Genomic DNA, 20,572 nt, shown 5'->3' on the forward strand with positions numbered 1-20,572 from the left:
GACGGCTGCCATGAACATGAGACCTGACGCCTTCGGCGAGGCGCGCGCGCCGGCCATCGCGTGCCCTCCCCGTCCGCTGGATGAGTTGCGGATCGTGCCGCTCTCGACCGGCCTGGCCGCGATCTATCTGGATGCGCCCCCGGCTGGCGGGCGGCGCCCGCGGCTCGCAGTGACGCTCGATGGCCGTCCGGTGCCGTCGCCCTCGCTGTCTGCGGCCCTGCCGCTCGAACGCGGCGGTCTGCGCCATCTCGTTCTTTTTACGCAGGACATGCCGGAACTCCTTGCGCGCGACCTGCTCCTGACCCTCGACGGCGTGCCCCGGGCCGAGGCACGGTCCGAATGGCTTCAGCCCCCGCTCAGGCCCCTGCCCGCGCTGGTCGAGGGGCTGGCGGCAAGCGGCCGGACCCGATTCCTGAAGATGCTTCTCACCACCGCCGCCTCGCTGTTCTCGGGTCATGGCGCCGAGCTGGCGGCGCTGGCGCAGCGGATGCTCGACCTCTGCGCGGTGCCCGTGGCGCGGCCGCTCGGCGCCGCGGCCTTCGGGGCGGGCCATGCCATCCGAAGCCACGCCTGGGCCGAGCCGCCCGCGCCGGGGGCGCCGGTGGTGGCGCTCGGCCGGCAGATCGGGCGGCTGGCCGGTTGCGACGCACGGAGCGACGGGGGCCTGCTGCATCTCCACCTGCCGCCCGCCGCCCGCGCGGAAGGGGACCTTGTGATCTTCACCCCCGATCCGGTGCGGCTGCCGGCTCCCAACAAGGCTGCGGCGCCCATGACCGCGTGGCTCAACGGTCGAAGCCCCGCCATCCGCGCCTGGGCGCTCGGCCGTGTGCGCTCGGCCGCGGCGGGGGACCCGGCGGCGCAGGCGCTTCTGGCCGAGATGCAGCGCCCCGACCTGCCGGTGCGGCTGGCTGTCCGCTCCCTCTGCGTCGCCCCGGGCGGCCTGCTCTATGCCTTTCGGCTCGAGGATCCCGAGCGGCTGGTCCGCACCCTGCGGCTCGAAATTGCCGGCCGGCATCTCGATCTCGATCTGCACCGCGGCCCTGCTGGAACGGGCCTGTGCGCGGGCTTCGCGCCGCTCGAGGCGGAGGCGGCCCCCTGCCGCATCCAGATGGTGCTCGGCTCGGGACGGATCACGACCATGGCGACGGTGCAGCCCGCAGCCTTCGACGGCAGCGAACCGGACGGCTTCGCCGAGGTCTGGCAGGCCTGGCACCGCATCTCGGGCCCGCCGGAGGTCAACCCTGCGCGGGTGCTCGCCGCAATCCGCAGCGCCCGTGCTCCGCGCCGGATCCCGGTGCTGGTCCAGCGGTTCGGATCCCCCCGGACAGGTCGGATCGCCCTGATCGCCCCGGCGGGCGCCCATCCCGATCTGATCTCCGCCCGTGCCGCTGCGGTGGGGGCCGGCGGCTGGCAGGCCGAGATCCTCCTCACCCTTCCCGAAGGACCCGCGGCTGCCCGGATGCGCGACGCGGCGGCGGCGGCGGCGGCGCTCCACGACCTGCCGCACCGCCTCGTCCTGCACGATGCGCGGGCCCATCCGGCCGAGGTGCTGCGGGCGGCGGCGGCCCTGATCGAGGGGCCGCTCCTTCTCCTTGGGGCCACCGTCCTGCCGGCGACCCCGGGGTGGCTCGAAGACTGGCTCCGGCATCTGGAGGAGACGCCGGCCCTCGTCACCGCAGGGGCGGTTCTCGATCATGAAGGCGCCGTCTGGGAGGGACCCCTCGATCTCGGTGCGGAAGGGCTCCTGCGGCCCCTCGACGGGTTGCCCGCGCGACGTCTCGCCGGGACCTCCACCTCTTTCCCGTCGCCCGAGCTTGCGGGACTGTCCCGCGCGGGGGTGATGCGGCTTCTCGCTTCGGCCACGGGTCATGCTGACCTCGCCCCCGCCCTCGCCGAACTGGCCGCGGCGGATCGCGCCGCAGGCACAGCCTCGCCCTTCCGCGTGAGCCACCCCTTCCGCCGCTTCGGAGGCACCGCCCATCCCACGGGGTTCGCGGAAGCCCTGCGCGGCGAGGAGCTGCGGCGGCAGGCGCTCCCCGCGGCGGAGGGCCTCTGATGGCGCTCCGCATCCTGCAGATCGCGCACGATCATCCCGACTGGACGAGCGGCGGCACCGAGATCGTGGCGCATGACCTGCATCGCGCCCTGTCGCGCCGCGGCCTCGACTCGCGCTTCCTTGCGGCCGCGACCTCGCTTCAGCGGCCCGAGGCGATGGCGGGCAGCCTCGGCCATCTCGGCGAGGACATGGTGCTGCGCACCGGCGGCTACGACCGGTTCCTGATGAAGCGGCACGACGGGCTGCGCTGGCTGGAATCGGTCCGGCGCCTTCTGACCGATGCTGCGCCCGATGTGGTCCATCTGCACGGGCTCGACCGGATCGGGGCAGAGATCCTGCCGGCTCTTCGCCGCTTCGCCCCGGCGGCCCGCATCGTCATGACATTGCACGACTATCAGATCATCTGCCCGAACGAAGGGTTGCTGCTCACCCGCCCCGACGGATCCCGCTGCCGCGGCGCCCGGCCCGACAGCTGCCGCGCCTGTTTTCCGGAGCTCGGCGCCGACCGGCACGCCCTGCGCAAGACCTATCTCGCGACCCTGCTGCAGGGCGTGGACTGTTTCCTTGCCCCGAGCCGCTTCCTGAAGGACCGCTTCCTCGACTGGGGCCTGCCCGCGACGAAGCTGCAGCTCATGCCGAACGCGGTGGCTCCGCTCGCGCTGATGCAGGACAAGCCGCGGGTGCGACGGGACCGCTTCGCCTTCTTCGGCACGCTCGCCCTGCACAAGGGCGTGCTGACCCTGCTCGAGGCGGCGGCGCAGCTGAAGGCCGAGGGCGCGGAGCTGCGGCTCGCCTTCCACGGCGGCCTGCGCCATCCCGAGCCGGCCTTCCGCACGGCGTTCGAGACGGCGCTGGCGGCGGCACGCCCCCTCGCCCAGCACCCCGGTCCCTATGACCGGGCCGCGCTGGCCAGCCGGATGGCCGATGTGGATTGGGTCGTGGTGCCCTCGCTCTGGTGGGAGAATGCGCCGCTCGTGATCCTCGAGGCGCAGGCCGCGGGACGGCCGGTCATCGCCTCGGGCATCGGCGGCATGGCCGAGATGGTCAAGGACAGCGAGACCGGCCTCCTCGTTCCGCCCGGAGATGCCGCGGCCCTTGCCGAGGCGCTGCGCACGGCTGCGGGGGATGCCGATCTCTGGGCGCGGCTCGCGGCGGCGCAGCCCCGCACCAGCCACGAGCGCTTCGTGGACGCCCATCTCGATCTCTATCGGACCCTTCTGGAGGGGAGGCACGCGGCATGACCCCGGCAGACGGCTCTTTCCTTCTTCCCGGCTCCGCCACCGTGGCCGAGGTCCGGCTTTCGCTCGTCCTGCCCGGGGGGCGCAGTCTCCTTGGCCTGACCTCGACCGAGGATCTGCCGCGCGCAGGCCACGCACACTGGTCGGGCGGTCAAGCGGCCTGGCAGGCCGAGGTCTGGGCGCACCACGCAGGCTTCGCAGGCCTGGCCCTCGTGGAGGCCGCGCTGTGCGAGCGGGCCACCCTGCGCGGTGCCGACGGTCAGGCGGCGCGGATCGAGACGCCGCGCCGGATCGAGATCGCGCCGGAGGCGCTTGCGGAGTTCGTTCGGGAAGCGGGCCTCATGCCGCGGGAGGTGCTGGCCTTCCTCCTTCGGGCGCTGCTGGCCGATCCCGCCCTGCCACCCGCCGAGGCCCGCGCGCATCGGGCCTTCGCGGCCGGGTTCCTGCAGGCCGCCGCGCTGCCCGACGGCTTCATCGAGATCCTCGCCACGCCCGAGACCGACGGCCTCTTCGCGCAAGGCTGGGCGATGAGTCTCGGCACCGGACGCAGCCGGATCGCCAAGCTCGACGGAGACCTCTCCTTCTGCGAGGCCGAGATCGCAGCCTTCGCCCGGAACGACATCCTGCCGCCGGGCCAGGGGATCGCGCTCTACTGCCGCGACTGGCGCGGACAGGATCACGAGGCGGTACAGGCGCTGATCTTCGACACCGAAGGCGAGTTCCGGCGGCTCGAGCTGGTCCGCGGGTCGGTCCAGCATCTGAGCGGATCGGTGGCCTCCGCGCATGTGGCCCGGATGCTGCCGCGCCTGTCGGGGCCCGAGAGCTCGCGGCGCGCGCTGCGACGGATCTGCCGGCCGCGCTATCCGGGAAGCGATACGCTCTCGGCGACGACCCTGCCCATCGCTGCCGCCTTCGAGGCGATCTATCAGGCGCCCGATGGCGGGCTCCTCGCCATGGGCTGGCTGCTCGACCCCCTGTCCCGGGTCGAGCGGGTGATCCTGAAGAGCGACGCCAATCTCTACGCGCCGTTGCAGGATCGCTGGCATGCGATGCCCCGGCCCGACCTGCACGAGGGCTTCGCCCGCGATCCGCGCTTCGCGAACCTGCTCGACCCGCGCGACACGATGCACGGCTTCGTGGCCTACGCGCCCGCCTCCCGCGCCAAGGTCGAGGGAGCCGAGGTCTATCTCGAGCTCGTGCTCGACGACAATTCCTGCCTGTTTCGCCCCATCGCCATCACGCCGCTTGCCGGCCGCGAGCGGTTGCCTGCGCTGCTGGCCCCGATCTCACCCGAGGATCCGGCCCTGGGCCCGCTGGTCGAGCGGGTGCTGGCGCCGTTCCTCGCGGGTCTGCCCGCCACGCCGCCGCGCGCAATCGCCCGGCGCAGGGCGACGGTGCCCCTTGGGGCCGAGGCGCCGCCGCGCGACATCGCGGCCGTCATGCCGTTCCGGACCCTCGCCCAGCTTCAGCCCGTCTTCGCCCTCCTCTCCGGCACGCCCGAGGCCGCCGCTCTCGACCTGACGCTCGTCAGCACATCGCGGGCGGCGCAGGGGCTGGCCGAGCGGCTGGATGAGGCCTTCCGCTTCTACGGCCTCTCCGGCCGGCTTCTTCTGGTGCCCGAGAGCGAGAGCCTGCTGGCGCGGATGGAGAGCGGGATCGCCGTCAGCCGCGGCTCCCACCTCCTGCTGTGGGAGCCCTCGGCGCTGCCCTCCAGCAGCAACTGGCTGGCCCGGCTTCTCCGCGAGGCGCAATGGGCGCAGCCCCCGGGCCTCGTCTCGCCGCGCCTCGTCTATGAGGACGGCTCGATCTGCTTCGGCGGCGGAGAGGAGCACGGGGCGGGGGCGCAGACGATCTGCCCGCAGCTCGGCTATCCCGCGGCCTGGCTGGCACAGGGCCGCCCCCGCCGCACGGGCTTCGGGGCCGCCGAGATCGCGCTCGTCGGCCGCGCCGCGCTGGAGGCCGCGGGCGGACTGACCGGGCGGCTCTTCGGCGACCGGATGGCGCACCGGGATCTCGCCGACCGGCTCCATGCCACGGGGTCGGGCACCTGGTGCTCGGGCTCGGTCACCTTCTGGGCACTGCAGGAGCCTTCGGACAGGAACGATTCCTTCACCACCCTGATGGCAAAGGTGGATGGCGCGCTGATCGCCGCGCGCGCCAGGGAAAGGCTCGGCCCTTGAAAGCGCTCGTCCTGAGTCACGCCCACCCCGCCTTCTCGATCGGCGGCGCGCAGGTCGCCTCGCACAATCTCTTCACCGGGCTGAAGAGCCTGCCCGGATGGCAGGCGCATTACATGGCGGGCGTCGGTCCGCCGGTCGCGCGGCATGATGCGACGCCGCTCATGTCGCTCGGACAAGCCCCGGACGAGACGCTGTTCTGGACCGGCGACTACGACTGGTTTCATCTGGGCACGACCGATCTCGATGGGCTGATGCGCCATTTCGAGCGGTTCCTGTCCGACCTCAGGCCAGACGTCGTGAATTTTCACCATGTCATGGGCTTCGGCATCCAGGCCATCGCCTCGGTGCGCCGGGCGCTCGGCCCGGTGCCCATCGTGATGACCCTGCACGAATATCTGCCGATCTGCGCCCACCACGGCCAGATGATCAAGGCCCGCAGCCATTCGCTCTGCCTGCGCGCCTCGGCGTCGGACTGCGGCCTCTGCTTCCCGGAGCTGGGGGCCGCGGCCATGAAGCGGCGCGAGCTCTTCATCAAGAGCTTCTTCGACCGTGTCGATGCCTTCGTCAGCCCGAGCCGCTTCCTGCTGACGCGGTTCGAGGACTGGGGGCTGCCGCGGCAGAAACTGGTGATGATCGAGAACGGGCTCGAGGGCGGGCCCGTCGCCCCGCCCCGGCCGCTGGCGGAGGGAAGGCCACGCAACCGCTTCGCCTATTTCGGCCAGCTCAACCCGTTCAAGGGCATCAAGGTGCTGGTCGAGGCGGTGACCCGCATCCCCGACCGGATCTGGGGCGACGCGATCCTCTACATCTTCGGCGGCAATCTCGAGCACCAGCCCGAGGAGTTCCAGACCCAGGTGCGCAACCTCTTCCGCATGGCGGGGCGCCGCCTGCGCTTCATGGGCTCCTACAAGAGCGCAGACCTGCCCCATCTCATGCGCGAAGTGGACTGGACCATCGTGCCTTCGACCTGGTGGGAGAATGCGCCGGTCGTGATTCAGGAGGCGTTCCACCACGGGCGGCCGATCATCGCCTCCGACATCGGCGGCATGGCCGAGAAGGTGCGGGACGGGATCGACGGGCTGCATTTCCGCGTTTCGAACCCCGAAAGTCTGGCCGAGACGATGATGCGCGCCCTCCGGGACCCGGCTCTCTGGGACAGGCTGCGAGCGGGCATCGAGCCGCCGACCGATGCTGCAAGCGCCGCGCGCGAGCATGCCCGGCTGTTCGAGCGGCTGCTCACCCGGCAGGGGACGGCGGGCGCGAACCATGGCTGACCCCGCCGAACCGGCCGGCCTCTACCGGCTCATCCTGCGCGAGGCAGCTCTTGGGGCGGGGGCGGCAGCCTTTGTGGGCTTCTTCGTGAATCTCCTCCACCTCGCCTTGCCGCTCTATAATGCGCAGGTTTACGACCGGGTGATCGGCAGCGCCAATCTCGACACGCTGGTGGCCCTCACAGGGCTGGTCGCGATCCTGCTCGTCTTCGGCGCGGTCCTCGACGTGCTGCGGGCCCGGATCTTCGCGATCCTCGCGGCGCGGCTGGCCGGACAGCTCGGCCAGCCCGTCTTCGTGGCAGCCGTCGAGACCGCGCTCCGTGGCGGCCCCACCGCTGCGGCCGAGGGGATGCGCGCCGTGGCCGACCTCCGCAGCTTCCTCGCGGGCGGGGCCATCGCGCTGCCGATCGACCTGACCTTCACTCCGGTCCTCCTCTTGGTTCTCTTCGCCCTCGATCCGGCCTACGGCCTGATCGGTCTCGGCGGGGCCGCCGCTCTGGCCGGGACGGGCATCGTGACGGAGATCCTCGCCCGCCGCCCCGTGGCCAGCGCGCTCGCGGCGGGCGGCAGCGTGCAGGCCGAGACCGCGACCGCCCTGCGCAGCGCCGAAGTCATTGCGGCCATGGGAATGCTGCCAGACATCGCCCGGCGCTGGCGAAGGGCTCAGGCGCGGTCGCTCGCGGCCGCCGATCGCGGGCAGGCGCGGGCCAAGGCCCTGTCCTCGCTGGCGCGCTTCCTCCGCACCGCCATCCAGATCGCCGTGATCTGCACCGGCACGACCCTTGTCGTCGATCAGGCCGCCACCATCGGCACCATCGTGGCGGCGATGGCGATCATGTCCCGCCTGCTCCTGCCGTTCGAGCATCTGATCGACGGCTGGCGGCAATGGATGGATGCGGCCGAGGCGCACGGTCATCTGCGGCGCCTCCTGCGAGAAGGCGGCAGCCCCCGCTCGTCCCTGCCCGCGCCGGTCGGGCGCGCGCTGCTGGTGGCCGACCGCGTCACCTATATCCCTGCGGGCCAAGACCTGCCCCTTCTGCGCAACGTCTCGTTCCGCATCGAACCCGGCGAGCTCCTCGGCGTCATCGGCCCGTCGGGCGCAGGCAAATCGACGCTCGCGCGGCTGACGGTCGGTCTCTGGCCGCCCAGCGCCGGCGGTCTTTTCCTCGACGGACAAAGCACCTTTCTCCACGAACGGACGAGCTTCGGACGGGCGGTGGGCTATCTGCCGCAGGAGCCGCTTCTGCTCGACGGCAGCGTGCGCGACAACATCGCGCGCTTCCGGGACGCGCCGATGGACGAGGTGATCGCCGCCGCCCGGCAGGCCGGCGTGCACGAGCTGATCGGCCGCCTTCCGAGGGGCTACGGCACGCGGCTCGCCGATGCCGGCGCGCGGCTGAGCGGGGGACAGCGCCAGCGGATCGCGCTCGCCCGGGCCATCTTCGGCGACCCGCAGCTTCTCGTGCTCGATGAACCGAATGCCAGCCTCGATGCGGAAGGCGAGGCCGCGCTGGTCTCGGCCGTCGAGCAGGCGCGGGCGCGCGGCGCGGCGGTGCTCGTGGTGGCGCAGCGGATGTCGGTGCTGGCCAAGGCCGACCGGCTGCTCGTGCTACGCGAAGGGGCCGTGACCCATTACGGGCCTCGGGCAGAGGTGATGGCCGCCATCGGACCGCAACGACGCCCCGCCCCGGTCCCGGTTGCGCAGGCGTGCTCATGAGCGCGGCCGGCTCCTGGGACGACCCTGCTCCCCCGAGTTACCGCCCCATCTTTCAGGCGGCGCTGGTCCTCATCCTGTCCCTCACCGTATCGTTGGGCAGCTGGGCGGTCTACGCCCGGCTCGACGGTGCGGTCATCACCCAGGGCGTCGTCCTGGCCGAAAGCCGCCGCAAGACCGTCGAGAACCTCGAGGGCGGCCTCCTTGAGCGGCTTCTGGTGGCGCCGGGAGACAGGGTCGCCGCCGGTCAGCCCGTAGCCCAGCTCGCCACCGTCCAGGACCGCGAGCGGCTGATCCAGCTCGAGGCCGAGCGGGAGGGGCTGCTCTTCGACATCTGGCGCCTGCGGACCGAAGCCGCCGGCGCCAGGGTCCTCGATCCCGCCACGGCGCCGGGTCCCGACGCCGAGCGGACGGCCGCGCAGCTGCGGCTCTTTCAGAGCCGCCTCCATGCGCACCGCGACCGGATCGGATCGCTCGACCGCCAGATCGAGCTTCTGATCGCTCAGGGAGCGGCGAACGATGCACAGGCGCGGGCTGCGGATCTCCAGATCGAAAGCTGGCGGGCGGAGCGGGCCGACCTCGTGACGCTGGTCGATCGGGGCGCAAGTCCGCGCCAGAAACTCGTCGAACTCGATCGCAACATCACGACGCTGACGGGAACGCGCGAGCAATATCTGGCTCTTGCCCGGGCGGCGCGGGCCGATGTCGAGCGGGCCCGGATGGATCGCTCCACCGCCGGTCAGCTGCGTCTGGCCGAGGTGGCCGAGCAGCTCGCCGCTGCCGGGAGGCAGCTTCCCGGGCTCGAGGCCCAGATCCGCGCCACGCGCGACGTGCTCGAACGTCGAACGCTGCGGGCCCCACAGGCGGGACTGGTGGTCGAGGTACCCACCGTGACGCCCGGCGCCGTGATCGGCTCCGGAACGGCCGTGATGGAGATCGTGCCCGATCTCGATCACCTCGTGATCCAGATGCGCGTGCCGCCCGAGGCCATCGACAACGTCCGCAAGGGCGGGCTGGCGCGGGTGCGGCTGACGGCCTATCGGCGCGCCCTGGCGCCGGTCGTCCGCGGGCAGGTCTCCTTCGTCTCGCCGGATCTCATCGAGGATCCGCGCGACGGCACGACCTATTTCGAGGCTCGGGTGACGCTCGATCCCGAGTCGCTTGCCGAGCAGCCCGACTGGGTGCGGCTCAGCGCGGGAATGCCGGTCGAAGTGTCGGTCAGCACAGGCGAACGGCGGGCGGGGGATTATCTGCTCGAGCCGATCCTCCGCCACCTGCGCGGCGCCCTGCACGATCCCTGAGCGCTTCACCCACCGTCAATGGATGGCCGTTAGGCTGAAGCCGCGAAGCCGAGCCTGAAAGGAGAATCGATGGCCCAGATCCCCTTCGACCTGAAGCACGCGGATTTCGCTCGCCTGGCCGAGGTCGGGCTGCGCCTGCCCGGCCTGCGCGAGGTCAAGACCCTCACCCAGACCTCGTGGATCGAGGCCCCCACCACCATCATCGGCACGGTGGTCTCGGGCGCCGAACTGCAGGTCGGCGCCTTTTGCAGCCTGTCGGGCGGCACGCTCAACAATGTCCACATTGGCCGCTACAGCTCCATCGCCGCCGGCACGATCATCGGAGTCCACGAACATCCGACCAGCTGGCTCACCACCTCGCGCACCTCCTACTGGCCGCAGGTCTACGGCTGGGACGAGCTGATAGCCCCCGACCGCGCCGCCGAGATCCGCGCCGGCAAACGGCCCTTCACCAGAAGCTGCCCCATCACCGAGATCGGCCATGATGTCTGGATCGGTCAGGGCTGTTTCATCAAATCGGGCGTGCGGATCGGCCATGGCTCCGTCATCGGCGCGCGCGCCACGGTGACGAAGGACGTGCCCCCCTATTCGATCGTGCTGGGCACGCCCGGGCGCGTGGTACGGACCCGCGTGCCCGAGCCCTTGATCGAGCGGCTTCTGGCCGTCGAATGGTGGCGCTATTCGATCTACGACCTGTTCGCAGCCCCGTTCGATGACGTTGCCCGCGCGCTCGATGTGATCGAGGATCGCATCGCCGAGGGAGCGATCAAACCCTATGAGGCGCCCCTTGTCACGCCCGCCGACCTGGCCGAACCGCTGGGGCTGGCGGCGCGGCTCGCGGCCCGGTTCCCGCGTCCCCTCGCCCGGGCGAGCTGACCGATGACGCTGGCGGACCCCGTTCCGGACAAGGCGAAGGAGGCGGTCTCTCCGCTCTATGGGGTCGTCGACGTCCTCAGGCGGGACCGGATCGCCGGCTGGGTCATCGACCGGCGCGATCCCGGGGCGTCTGTCACTGTCGAAATCCGCCGCGAAGGCCAACGCATCGCCAGCGTTCCCGCAAATCGGCGGCGCCGGGACCTCGAGGCGAACCGGTTCGGCAGCGGGCTCTACGGGTTCGGTGCTGCGATAGATCCACCGCTCATGGAGGGGATGGAGTTCACGGTCTCCGTCCGGGCCATGGCGGCGGACGGCACGGAAGCGATCCTCCAGCCGTTGAGCCGGGTTCTCGAACCGAGCGGCGAGCAGAGGGCTCTGGCGCGCCTGCTGGAGGAGGTGGCCGCCTGCCGTGCGCTGCTCGAGGCGCAGCAGTCCCTTGCCGAGCGCGTGGAGCGGGCCCAGCTCCGGATGGAAACCCTCTGGCCGGAACCGGATCCCGTCCCGCCCACCGGCTGGGGACTGCGCCTTCTGTCGCTCGCCGCCCTCGCTCTGGCGCTCCTGTCCCTCACGCTCTCGGTGATGTCGCTGTGACCTCCGCGTCGCTAGACCAGCTCGCGCAAAAGCGCCATCGGATGCGAGCGCAAGCTCAGACGGAAGGAGACGTAATCCTCGACCACCTCCTCGCCCAAGGTCATCTCCCGCAGGACGACCTCGGGCTCGACGATCCCCTCGCCGTCCATGTCCCCTGCAAAGAGCGGCAGCGGCCTGTCACCCGACAGGGCGCGGGCCTGCCACTGGGCCTCGCGCCGTGTCAGCCCCAGGGCGGCGAAGCAATCCGCCTCGGCCAGACGGGTCACGGTTGCAGGCGGAACCCCGGCCCGCCGCCAGATATCCTCCACGGCGCGGTAGCCATTGCCCCGCGCCGCCACGATCCACTGCGCCTCCTCCTCGGCTACTCCCTTGATCTGGCGGAACCCGAGCCGCAGGGCGAGACGGCCCTCTCTGTCGCGCTCCATCACATTGTCCCAGAGGCTCGCGTTGATGCAGGGCGGCAGCACGATCACCCCGTGGGCGCGCGCATCCCGCACGATCTGCGCCGGCGCATAGAACCCCATCGGCTGCGCATTCAGCAGCGCGCAGGCGAAGATGCCGGGATGATGGCACTTGATCCAGGCGGAGGCATAGACCAGCAGGGCAAAGCTTGCCGCATGGCTCTCGGGAAAACCGTAGGAGCCGAAGCCCTCGATCTGGGAAAAGCAGCGGGTGGCGAAGTCCTTATCGTAGCCGTTGGCCAGCATCCCGTTCATGAAGCGCTCCTTCAGTTCCGTCACGTTGCCGTGCTTCTTGAAGGTGGCAAGCGCGCGACGCAGCCGGTCGGCCTCTTCCGGCGAGAAATTCGCCCCGATGATGGCGATCTGCATCGCCTGCTCCTGAAAGAGCGGCACGCCCAGCGTCTTGCCCAGAACCTTGCCCAGCGCATCGGAGGGAAGATGCGGATCCTCCTGCCCATTCCTGCGGCGGATGTAGGGATGGACCATGTCACCCTGAATCGGACCCGGCCGGATGATCGCCACCTGAACCACCAGATCGTAGAAGCAGCGGGGCCGCATCCGGGGCAGGAAGTTCATCTGCGCGCGCGACTCGACCTGAAAGACACCCAAGGAGTCGGCGCGGCACAGCATGTCGTAGGTCTGGGAATCGTCCCGCGGCAGGGTGGCGAGCGTGTAGCTGGTGTGGTGGTGGCTTTCGATCAGATCGAACGCCTTGCGGATGCAGGTCAGCATCCCCAGCGCCAGCACATCCACCTTGAGGATGCCCAGCATGTCGATGTCGTCCTTGTCCCAGCAGATGACGGTCCGACCCTCCATGGCCGCATTCTCGATCGGCACCAGCTCGTCCAACCGACCTTCGGTGATGACGAACCCTCCCACATGCTGGGAAAGATGACGCGGAAAGCCCTGGATCTCGTCGATGAGCTGCAGGGCCAGCCAGAGCCGCCGATCGTTCGGATCGAGACCGATCTCGCGCAGGCGCCGCTCGGTCAGGGCGCCGGGGCCGCCCCAGCCCCAGATCTGGCTCGCCATGGCGGTCAGCGTGTCCTCGCTCAGCCCCATCGCCCGTCCGACCTCGCGCACCGCCCGCTTGCCGCGATAATGGATGACCGTGGCGCAGAGCCCGGCACGGTCCCGCCCATAGCGGCTGTAGATGTGCTGGATCACTTCCTCACGCCGCTCATGCTCGAAATCCACGTCGATGTCGGGCGGTTCGTTGCGCGCCTCCGACACGAACCGCTCGAAGACCATGGTGCCCACCTCGGGGTCGACCGATGTCACCCCCAGCGCATAGCAGACGATGGAATTGGCCGCCGATCCCCGGCCCTGGCACAGGATGCCGCGGTCGCGCGCGAACCGGACGATATCATTCACGGTGAGAAAATAGGGCTCGTAGCCGAGCTTGCCGATAAGCTCCAGTTCGTGCCGCGCCTGGGCCGCGATCTTTTCGGGCACGCCTGCGGGAAAGCGCCAGACGAGGCCCTCGCGCGTCAGCCGCGCCAGCCGATCCGCCGGGCTCTCTCCCTTGGAGATCTCCGACGGATATTCGTAGCGCAGCTCGCTCAGGCAGAAGTCGAGCCGCCCGGCGATCTCGGCGCTGCGGAAGACAGCCTCCTCGTGCCCCGGATAGAGCCGCAGCATCTCGGCCTCCGACCTCAGGCGCTGCTCGCCGTTGACGAGCGCGCGGCGGCCCAGCTCGTCCACCCGGCAGCCCAGGCGGATCGCGGTCAGCACGTCGGCCAGCCGCCGCCGCGCCCCGTGATGCAGGATCGGCAGACCAGAGGCGACCGTGGGGATCCCCAGCCGCGCGGCGAGCAGAGCCTGCCGCTCGAACCGGACACGGTCCTGACCTGCATAATGGGGGGCCAGGATCAGCGCGACCCGCCCCGGGCAGGCCGCGGCCAGCCTCGCGGCCAGGGTTTGCCAGCCCCCCGAGGACCGCGCGGGCGGGTGGAGCAGCATCTCCTGTCCCTCGGCATGGGCAAGAAGATCGGCAAAGCCCAGGTCGCAGCTGCCCTTGGGCGCGGCCCTCCGTCCGAGGGTGAGCAGGCGGCAGAGCCGGCCCCATGCGGCGCGATCGCGCGGCAGGACGGTCACGCTCATGCCCTCGCGCACCACGATCCGCGCGGCCGGAATGAGGCGCGGGGCGCTGCCCGTCTCGCGCGCGATCTCCTTGGCCTCTCCATAGGCGCGCACGATGCCGGCGACGGAATTCTCGTCGGCGATCGCCAGCGCGGGCAAGCCCAGAGAGGCGGCGCGCCGCATCAGCTCCTCGGGATGCGAGGCGCCCGTGAGAAAGGTAAAATTCGACGTGGCCGACAGTTCCACGAACGGCATGGCAGTGCCCGAGTCGCTTGAACGAACCCGGAACATACTCGGCTGTGTCGCGAAAGGGGAGTCCCCTCGCGCGGTGCCGGTCAGGCCCCTTCGCGCAGCCGGTTCAGGACCGCTTCATTGGCATAGCCATCGGCCACCAGACCACGCGCTGCTTGCCAGGCCCGCAGCGCGGAAAGCGTGTTCGGACCGATCATGCCGTCGGCTCCGCCCGTGTCAAAGCCCGCCGCGGTCAGGAGGCGCTGCAGCTCGGTCCGCTCGGCCGAGGCCAGCGCCCGGTCGCCGCGCGGCCAGCCCCCCGCGATGGCCGGCGCGCCTTTCAGCCGGTCCGCGAGATGGCCCACGCCGATCACATAGGCATCCGCAGGATTGTAGCGCGCGATGGCACGGAAGTTCGGATAGATCAGGAAGGCCGCTCCCTGCGCCCCCGCCGGAAGCAGAAGGGCCGCCTCTCCTGCCGGCAGCGGCGACCCGTCGACGCGTCGCACCCCCAGCGCCTCCCAGCGGGCGGCCGGCTGGCGCAGGCTCTTGCCGCTCTGGGCGAAGTCGAAGCCCGCGGGCAGACGCACCTCGACGCCCCAGGGCTCACCCCTGCGCCACCCCGACTTGGCCAGATAGGCCGCCGTCGAGGCCAGCGCGTCCGACGGATCGTCCGACCAGATGTCGCGCCGCCCATCGCCGGTGAAATCCACCGCGAAGTCGAGATACGAGGTCGGCATGAACTGGGTGTGGCCCATCGCCCCCGCCCAGCTGCCGGTCATGGCCTCGGGGCGCACATCGCCATTGTCGAGAATTTTCAGCGCCGCGATCAGCTGCTCCTCGAAGAAGCGGGCACGCCGCCCGTCATGGGCAAGCGTCGCAAGCGCCCCCACCAGCGGATGATCGCCCCGTCGCGTCCCGTAGGAGGTCTCCATCCCCCAGACCGCCACGACGATCTCCTTCGGCACCCCATAGCGCGCTTCGATCCGCCCGAGGAGCGCCCCATGCTGCACGAGAGCCGCCCGCCCGCCCGCGATCCGCGTCTCGGACACAGCCGAATCGAGATAATCCCACAGCGTGCGGTTGAATTCGGCCTGATTGCGATCGCGCGCCACCGCATCGGCATCGTAGCGCAGATCCCGGAAGGCGGCAGCGAAGGTCGCCGGCCGGATGCCTGCGGCCAGCGCCCGCGGCCGGAACTGGATCACCCAGGCCTCCAGCCCCGCCTGCGCCGCCCGCTCCGCCTCCGTCACCGCCGCCTCCGCCCGTGCCGCCGGTCGCTGCGACACCGTCACCGGATCGGCCATCCCCGGCGCAGCCGCCAGCGCCAGGCCCAGTCCCAGAAGGAACGTCCGCATCCCCTGCCTCCGCCTGCTCTTGTCGTTCCGGCAACCCTAGCGCGACGAGCCTCACCCGCAAAGAGCGGAGCCGCCCCGCCCCGATAACAAGGGCTCGACCGGCCCTGTCTCTCACTCTGGAAAAATATCCTCGGGGGGCACGGGGGGCGGAAGGCCCCCCGCCCCGGCCATGAAGACCGCCGTCAGCGGCGCGTGCGCAACACCCGCCGCTTGACCTTGCCGGCCTTGGCCGCCTCCCGGCCCGGCTTGCGCGGCGCGGACCGGCCCCGGCGGCGCTTCGGCGCGGGCAGCCCGCGGTCCTCGACCGTCAGCAGCTCCAGCATGAGGCCGCCGGTCAGCGGCACCGCCTCGGCCAGCCGCACCGTCACCCGCTGGCCGATGCCCAGCACGAGGCCGGTGTCCGACCCCATCAGCGTCTGGCTTTCCGGATCGAAGTGGAAGAATTCCCGGCCCACCGAGCGGATCGGGATCAGCCCGTCGGCCCCGCTCTCGTCGAGCTTCACGAACAGTCCGAACCGCTGCACGCCCGAGATCCGGCCGGTGAACTCCGCCCCCACCCGGTCCGACAGCCAGGAGGCGAGATAGCGGTCGGTCGTGTCGCGCTCGGCCGCCATGCTGCGCCGCTCGGTATCGGAAATCTGCTTGGCCGTCTCCTCGAGCATCTCGATATCCTGCGCCGACAGCCCGTCGTCGCCCCAGCCATGCCCAAGGATCAGCGCCCGATGCACGATCAGGTCGGAGTAGCGCCGGATCGGCGAGGTGAAATGGGCGTAGCTGCGCAGGGCCAGCCCGAAATGGCCGAAGTTCTCGGGATGGTAATAGGCCTGGGTCATCGAGCGCAGCGTGGTGATGTTCATCAGCTCGTCGAACTCGGTGCCCTGGGCCTGCGCCAGCAGCCGGTTCAGATGCGCGGTCTTCAGCACCTGCCCCTTGGCCAGCGTGAAGCCCGAGGCCTCGGCCACCTCGCGCAGCGCCTCGAGCTTGTCCGCCGACGGCTCCTCATGGACACGGAAGAGCAGCGGCCGGCGCAGGCGCACGAGCTCTTCGGCGGCGGCCACATTGGCCAGCACCATGAATTCCTCGATCAGCCGGTGGGCATCGAACCGGTCGCGGAAGGCCACCGACAGGACCCGCCCCTCGTCGGAAAGCTCGATCCTGCGCTCGGGCAGGTCGAGTTCGAGCGGCTGGCGCAGGGCGCGGGCCTGCTTGAGCGCCGCGTAGGCCTCGTAGAGCGGGCGGATGATCGTCTCGAGCAGCGGCGCCGTCGTCTCGTCCGGCTCGCCGTCCTGCGCCTTCTGCACCTGCGCGTAGTTCAGGCTCGCGCGCGAGCGCATCATCCCACGCGTAAAGCGGTGGGAAAGTTTTTCGCCCTGTGCCGAGAGCCGCATCCGCACCGCCATGCAGGGCCGGTCCACCTCCTGATGCAGCGAGCAGAGATCGCCCGACAGCGCGTCGGGCAGCATCGGCACCACGCGGTCCGGGAAATAGGTGGAGTTGCCCCGTCGCCGCGCCTCGCGGTCGAGCGCCGAGCCGGGCCGCACATAATGAGCCACATCGGCGATGGCCACCCAGAGGATGTGGCCGCCCGGGTTCTGCGGATCGGGATCGGGCTCGGCCAGAACCGCATCGTCGCGGTCGCGCGCATCGACCGGATCGATGGTGACGAAGGGCAGATGCCGCAGATCCTCGCGTTCGGCCATGGGCGCAGGGCCCGCCGCCTCGGCTTCCGCCAGCACCGCATCGGGGAAGCTGTCGGGAATGCCATGCTGGTGGATCGCGATCAGCGACACGGCGCGCGGGCCTGCCGGATCGCCCAGCCGCGCGGTGATCCGCGCGAGCGGCAGCCCGAGGCGGCGCGGCCCGGCCTGCTCGGCCTCGACCAGTTCGCCGTCGCGCGCCCCGGCCGCCCCGTCGCGGGCCACGCGCCATTCCTTGTCCTCGCCCTTGTCGATGGGCAGGATCCGCCCGCCGTCGTCGCTGGCGCGGAAGATGCCGAGGATCTTCGGCTTCGATCCGCCGAGCCGCCGGATCAGGCGCGCCTCGTGGGTGTGACCCTCATCCTCGCCCTCGACCTCGGTCAGCCGTGCGAGGATGCGCTCCCCCTGCGCCAGCGCCGGATCGCCCTTCTTGGCCACGAAGAGGATGCGCGGCGGCTCGCCCTCGCCCGCCCATTCCAGCGGACGCGCGAACAGGTCGCCCTGCGCATCGGACCCCACGATCTCGAGCACCGACACGGGCGGCAAGGCACCCTGCGGCGTGAAGGTCCGCTTGCGTTTCTCCAGCGCGCCCTCGGCCTCCATCTCGCGCAGGAGGCGCTTCAGTTCGATGCGCGCGGCACTCCCCTTGATGCCGAAGGCACGCACGATGTCGCGCTTCGCGGAAAGGGAGGGATTCTGGGCGATCCAGTCGAGGATCTGGGCTTTCGAAGGGAGCTGGTCCATCGCTCTCGCCTAGCACGCGCCGCGGGAGCCGTCATCCGCAAAGCCTCAGAGGTCCAGCACCATGTCGCGATGGGGGATGCCCGCATCGAGATATTCCTCGCCCACCTGCCGGAAGCCCAGCTTCTCGTAGAAGCCGGTGGCATGGCTCTGCGAGCCGAGCTTCAGCTGGCGCAGGCCCGGCTCGCCCCGAAGCTCGGCTACGGCGGCCCGGATGAGGGCGGCGCCGACGCCCGTGCCCCGGCAATGGGCCAGCACGCAGACCCGGCCGATCTTGCCGGTCTCGCCCCGGACGAGGAGCCGCGCCGTGCCCACCGGGCGGCCCGCATCGGTAGCCAGCAGATGGATCGCCTCGCCGTCGAGATCGTCGATCTCCTCGGCCTCGGAAACACCCTGCTCCTCGATGAAGACGGTGCGCCGCAGCGCCCGGCAGGCCTCGATATCGTCGGTCCGCTCGATCTTCATGCGAAATAGTCTTTCAGAATGCGGAGGTAGATGGCCTTCAGCGGTTCGATCTGCGCGACTTCGACACGCTCGTCCACCTGATGCATGGTCTTGCCGACAAGGCCGAATTCCACCACCGGGCAGTGGGCGCGCACGAAGCGCGCGTCCGAGGTGCCGCCCGAGGTCGAGGGCTCGGGCCGCAGGCCGGTCTCGGCCTCGACCGCGCGGGCCACCAGTTCGGAAAGCTCGCCCGGCGGCGTGAGGAAGCTCTCGCCCGAGATCTTGGCGCTGAGCGCAATCTCGACGCCGGTGTCAGCCGCGACGCGGGCGGCCTCCTCCTCCAGCCAGCGGGTCAGGCTCGCACCGCTGTGGGCATCGTTGAAACGGATGTTCACCGTCGCGCGGCAGAGAGCCGGGATCACGTTGGTGGCCGGGTTGCCGGTGTCGAAGGTGGTCACGGCCAGCGTCGAGGCATCGAAATGCTCGGTGCCATAGTCGAGATCGTGCGAGGACAGCCGATCGATCAGCCGCGCCAGCGCGGCGACCGGGTTCTTCGCCCGATGCGGATAGGCCGAATGGCCCTGCACGCCGCGGGCGGTGAAAAAGGCCGTCATCGAACCGCGGCGGCCGATCTTCATCATCTCGCCCAGCCGCTCGGGGCAGGTGGGCTCTCCGACGAGGCAGACCGACATGGCCTCGCCCTCCGCCGCCATCCAGTCGAGAAGCGCGACCGTGCCGTCGGTCGAGTCGCCCTCCTCGTCACCGGTGATGGTCAGGACCACCGCCCCGTCGGGCGGGGTCTCCTGCACGAAATCGACCGCCGCTGCCACGAAGGCCGCGACGCCCGACTTCATGTCGGTGGCCCCGCGCCCCCAGAGCCAGCCGTCGGCGATCTCGCCGCCGAACGGATCGCGGGTCCAGGCGGCGGCATCGCCCACCGGCACCACATCGGTATGGCCGTTGAAGCCGAAGGTCCGGTTCGCGCCCTTCCGGCCCCAGCGGGCGAAGAGGTTCGGCACCCCGTTGCGGTCCACGCGGGTGCAGTCGAAGCCCGCCCCGCTCAGGATCCGCTCGATCAGGTCGAGCGCGCCGCCCTCCTCGGGCGTGACCGAGGGGCAGCGGACGAGATCGGCGGTCAGCGCGACGGGATCGATGGGCATGGAAGTCTCCGGAGAAGAATGGTGCGGGACGCGAGCGCCCCGAAAGACAGGCTCAGTCGTAGAACGGCGTCACCTGCGCCACGACGACCGAGTTCTCGGCCAGCGCCCGCTGCATCAGCGCGCGCTCTTCGGCGTCGATCTCGTCGCCGTTGGCCAAACGCTCCTCGAGCGTGCCGTAGCCCGAGACATCGAGCGGCGCCATGTCGGCGGTCTTGAGCAGGGCCACCGTCTCGCGCACGGCTTCGGCCTCGTCCACGCCGCTTGCGTAGCACATCAGCGCCGCGCCGGTCGCGCCCTTGGGCAGCCCGTCACCGGCGCAGCGCCCGACCTCGATCACCAGCGTGAAGACCTGCTGCGGCCGCTTCGGTTTCTTCTCTTCCGTCATGCGGCATCCCTCCTTGGGTGTCCGCGACCGGTTCGCAGGAATCGCCGCCCCGTGCAAGGGAGACGCGCGTGCGTCGCAGCTCTCCGCAGTCGGGACAGGGCTCCGGTTCGTCCTTCAGGGGCCGGGGCGCGAAGAGCCGGCCGCAATGGAGGCAGCAGGGATGCTCGCCCGGCGCGACCGGCACCGGCGGCGCCACCTCGAAGGGGGGCACGATGGCGAGGCCCGGCCGCGGCGGCTCGGCCCGGAAGATCGAGAGCTGCCCGTCCGCTTCCAGAAAGGCGTGGCGCACTTCGCCCAGATTCTCGATCCCGTTCATCCGCAACAGCGCATGCAGCTCGGGCATGCCGATCCTGCGGGCGGCGACGCCTTCGGTCAGCACCCGCCCGTCGCGCATCACCGCCACCGCCTTGCCGTCCACGGCCAGCTTCACCGGACGGAAGCGCCGGATGAGCGCGTCGAGCAGCTTGTCGATCCCCACGACCGCCGCCACCACCAGCATGGCATGAAGGAGCGGCACCTCGGGGTAGAAGAGCGCGTCGCCCACGGCCGAGCCCAGCGCGATGACCAGCAGGAACTCGATGATCGAGAGCTGCGCGATGCTGCGCCCGCCCACCCAGCGCAGCAGAAGCAGCGTCCAGCCGTAGATGATGAGCGTGCGGACGAGGATCTCGGCGAGAAAGAGCGGCGGATCGTCCCCGAGCAGCATCCGGCCGAGATCGAAGGCAACGACGGGCTCGTCCATGATACAGGCACTCCGCAACGGCCGGCACTCCGGCGCTGCCCAAC

General features: G+C 70.8%; 15 protein-coding genes. 8 read left to right on the forward strand and 7 right to left on the reverse strand.

What is annotated here, in order from left to right; genetic code table 11:
* Positions 1–10: 10 nt before the first annotated feature.
* From RSP_RS13970 to RSP_RS14005, 8 genes are all read left to right on the forward strand, one after another.
* Positions 11–2,056: a hypothetical protein gene (locus RSP_RS13970; RefSeq protein ID WP_017139984.1), complete on the forward strand. Its 2,046-nt coding sequence runs from the start codon at positions 11–13 to the stop codon at positions 2,054–2,056.
* Positions 2,056–3,297 carry a glycosyltransferase family 4 protein gene (locus RSP_RS13975; protein ID WP_011338728.1) on the forward strand — a complete coding sequence of 414 codons (1,242 nt, stop codon included), beginning with the start codon at positions 2,056–2,058 and terminating at the stop codon, positions 3,295–3,297. Before RSP_RS13970 ends, RSP_RS13975 begins: the two co-directional genes overlap by 1 nt.
* Positions 3,294–5,474: a hypothetical protein gene (locus tag RSP_RS13980; RefSeq protein WP_011338729.1), complete on the forward strand. Its 2,181-nt coding sequence runs from the start codon at positions 3,294–3,296 to the stop codon at positions 5,472–5,474. Before RSP_RS13975 ends, RSP_RS13980 begins: the two co-directional genes overlap by 4 nt.
* Positions 5,471–6,748, forward strand: a complete 1,278-nt coding sequence (locus RSP_RS13985) for a glycosyltransferase family 4 protein (RefSeq protein WP_011338730.1) — start codon at positions 5,471–5,473, stop codon at positions 6,746–6,748. Before RSP_RS13980 ends, RSP_RS13985 begins: the two co-directional genes overlap by 4 nt.
* Positions 6,741–8,462, forward strand: coding sequence for a type I secretion system permease/ATPase (locus tag RSP_RS13990; RefSeq protein ID WP_011338731.1), 1,722 nt, complete (start codon positions 6,741–6,743; stop codon positions 8,460–8,462). Before RSP_RS13985 ends, RSP_RS13990 begins: the two co-directional genes overlap by 8 nt.
* Positions 8,459–9,760, forward strand: a complete 1,302-nt coding sequence (locus tag RSP_RS13995; protein ID WP_011338732.1) for an HlyD family type I secretion periplasmic adaptor subunit — start codon at positions 8,459–8,461, stop codon at positions 9,758–9,760. The genes RSP_RS13990 and RSP_RS13995 overlap by 4 nt, the downstream gene beginning before the upstream one ends.
* Positions 9,761–9,829: 69 nt before the next feature.
* On the forward strand, positions 9,830–10,636 hold the full coding sequence (locus tag RSP_RS14000) for a CatB-related O-acetyltransferase (protein WP_002721525.1): 807 nt from the start codon (positions 9,830–9,832) through the stop codon (positions 10,634–10,636).
* Positions 10,637–10,639: 3 nt separating this feature from the next.
* Complete coding sequence (locus tag RSP_RS14005) at positions 10,640–11,227, forward strand: hypothetical protein (protein ID WP_011338733.1); 588 nt, start codon at positions 10,640–10,642, stop codon at positions 11,225–11,227.
* Between the two features lie 11 nt (positions 11,228–11,238).
* Here the strand turns inward: RSP_RS14005 and RSP_RS14010 are convergent, their stop codons facing one another.
* The 7 genes from RSP_RS14010 to RSP_RS14040 all read right to left on the reverse strand — a co-directional run bounded on the left by RSP_RS14010 (position 11,239) and on the right by RSP_RS14040 (position 20,528).
* Positions 11,239–14,025, reverse strand: coding sequence for an error-prone DNA polymerase (locus RSP_RS14010; protein ID WP_023003735.1), 2,787 nt, complete (start codon positions 14,023–14,025; stop codon positions 11,239–11,241).
* Positions 14,026–14,105: 80 nt separating this feature from the next.
* Positions 14,106–15,359: a lytic murein transglycosylase gene (locus RSP_RS14015; protein WP_011338735.1), complete on the reverse strand. Its 1,254-nt coding sequence runs from the start codon at positions 15,357–15,359 to the stop codon at positions 14,106–14,108.
* Positions 15,360–15,541: 182 nt separating this feature from the next.
* The gene (gene rnr / locus RSP_RS14020; protein ID WP_011338736.1) at positions 15,542–17,800 is read right to left on the reverse strand and encodes a ribonuclease R; all 2,259 of its coding nucleotides are present in this window, start codon (positions 17,798–17,800) and stop codon (positions 15,542–15,544) included.
* A 45-nt stretch (positions 17,801–17,845) separates the two neighbouring features.
* Positions 17,846–18,262 (reverse strand): GNAT family N-acetyltransferase, encoded by a 417-nt coding sequence (locus tag RSP_RS14025; protein ID WP_002721534.1) that lies wholly within the window; start codon positions 18,260–18,262, stop codon positions 17,846–17,848.
* A complete protein-coding gene (gene dapE, locus RSP_RS14030) occupies positions 18,259–19,401 on the reverse strand; it encodes a succinyl-diaminopimelate desuccinylase (protein ID WP_011338737.1) in 1,143 nt (380 codons plus the stop codon). The genes RSP_RS14025 and dapE overlap by 4 nt, the downstream gene beginning before the upstream one ends.
* A 52-nt stretch (positions 19,402–19,453) precedes the next feature.
* Positions 19,454–19,786, reverse strand: a complete 333-nt coding sequence (locus RSP_RS14035; RefSeq protein WP_011841891.1) for a hypothetical protein — start codon at positions 19,784–19,786, stop codon at positions 19,454–19,456.
* Positions 19,710–20,528, reverse strand: a complete 819-nt coding sequence (locus tag RSP_RS14040; protein ID WP_011338738.1) for a DUF421 domain-containing protein — start codon at positions 20,526–20,528, stop codon at positions 19,710–19,712. Before RSP_RS14040 ends, RSP_RS14035 begins: the two co-directional genes overlap by 77 nt.
* Between the last annotated feature and the right edge of the window lie 44 nt (positions 20,529–20,572).

Origin of the sequence: Cereibacter sphaeroides 2.4.1, from assembly GCF_000012905.2 — a bacterium.
Lineage (GTDB): Bacteria > Pseudomonadota > Alphaproteobacteria > Rhodobacterales > Rhodobacteraceae > Cereibacter_A > Cereibacter_A sphaeroides.

Excerpts from the sequence above, each read along its gene's own strand:
- RSP_RS13970 (WP_017139984.1), top strand. The coding sequence starts at position 11 with ATGAACATGAGACCTGACGCCTTCGGCGAGGCGCGCGCGCCGGCCATC.
- RSP_RS13975 (WP_011338728.1), top strand. The coding sequence starts at position 2,056 with ATGGCGCTCCGCATCCTGCAGATCGCGCACGATCATCCCGACTGGACG.
- RSP_RS13980 (WP_011338729.1), top strand. The coding sequence starts at position 3,294 with ATGACCCCGGCAGACGGCTCTTTCCTTCTTCCCGGCTCCGCCACCGTG.
- RSP_RS13990 (WP_011338731.1), top strand. The coding sequence starts at position 6,741 with ATGGCTGACCCCGCCGAACCGGCCGGCCTCTACCGGCTCATCCTGCGC.
- RSP_RS13995 (WP_011338732.1), top strand. The coding sequence starts at position 8,459 with ATGAGCGCGGCCGGCTCCTGGGACGACCCTGCTCCCCCGAGTTACCGC.
- RSP_RS14000 (WP_002721525.1), top strand. The coding sequence starts at position 9,830 with ATGGCCCAGATCCCCTTCGACCTGAAGCACGCGGATTTCGCTCGCCTG.
- RSP_RS14005 (WP_011338733.1), top strand. The coding sequence starts at position 10,640 with ATGACGCTGGCGGACCCCGTTCCGGACAAGGCGAAGGAGGCGGTCTCT.
- RSP_RS14010 (WP_023003735.1), bottom strand. The coding sequence starts at position 14,025 with ATGCCGTTCGTGGAACTGTCGGCCACGTCGAATTTTACCTTTCTCACG.
- RSP_RS14015 (WP_011338735.1), bottom strand. The coding sequence starts at position 15,359 with ATGCGGACGTTCCTTCTGGGACTGGGCCTGGCGCTGGCGGCTGCGCCG.
- rnr (WP_011338736.1), bottom strand. The coding sequence starts at position 17,800 with ATGGACCAGCTCCCTTCGAAAGCCCAGATCCTCGACTGGATCGCCCAG.
- RSP_RS14025 (WP_002721534.1), bottom strand. The coding sequence starts at position 18,262 with ATGAAGATCGAGCGGACCGACGATATCGAGGCCTGCCGGGCGCTGCGG.
- dapE (WP_011338737.1), bottom strand. The coding sequence starts at position 19,401 with ATGCCCATCGATCCCGTCGCGCTGACCGCCGATCTCGTCCGCTGCCCC.
- RSP_RS14035 (WP_011841891.1), bottom strand. The coding sequence starts at position 19,786 with ATGACGGAAGAGAAGAAACCGAAGCGGCCGCAGCAGGTCTTCACGCTG.
- RSP_RS14040 (WP_011338738.1), bottom strand. The coding sequence starts at position 20,528 with ATGGACGAGCCCGTCGTTGCCTTCGATCTCGGCCGGATGCTGCTCGGG.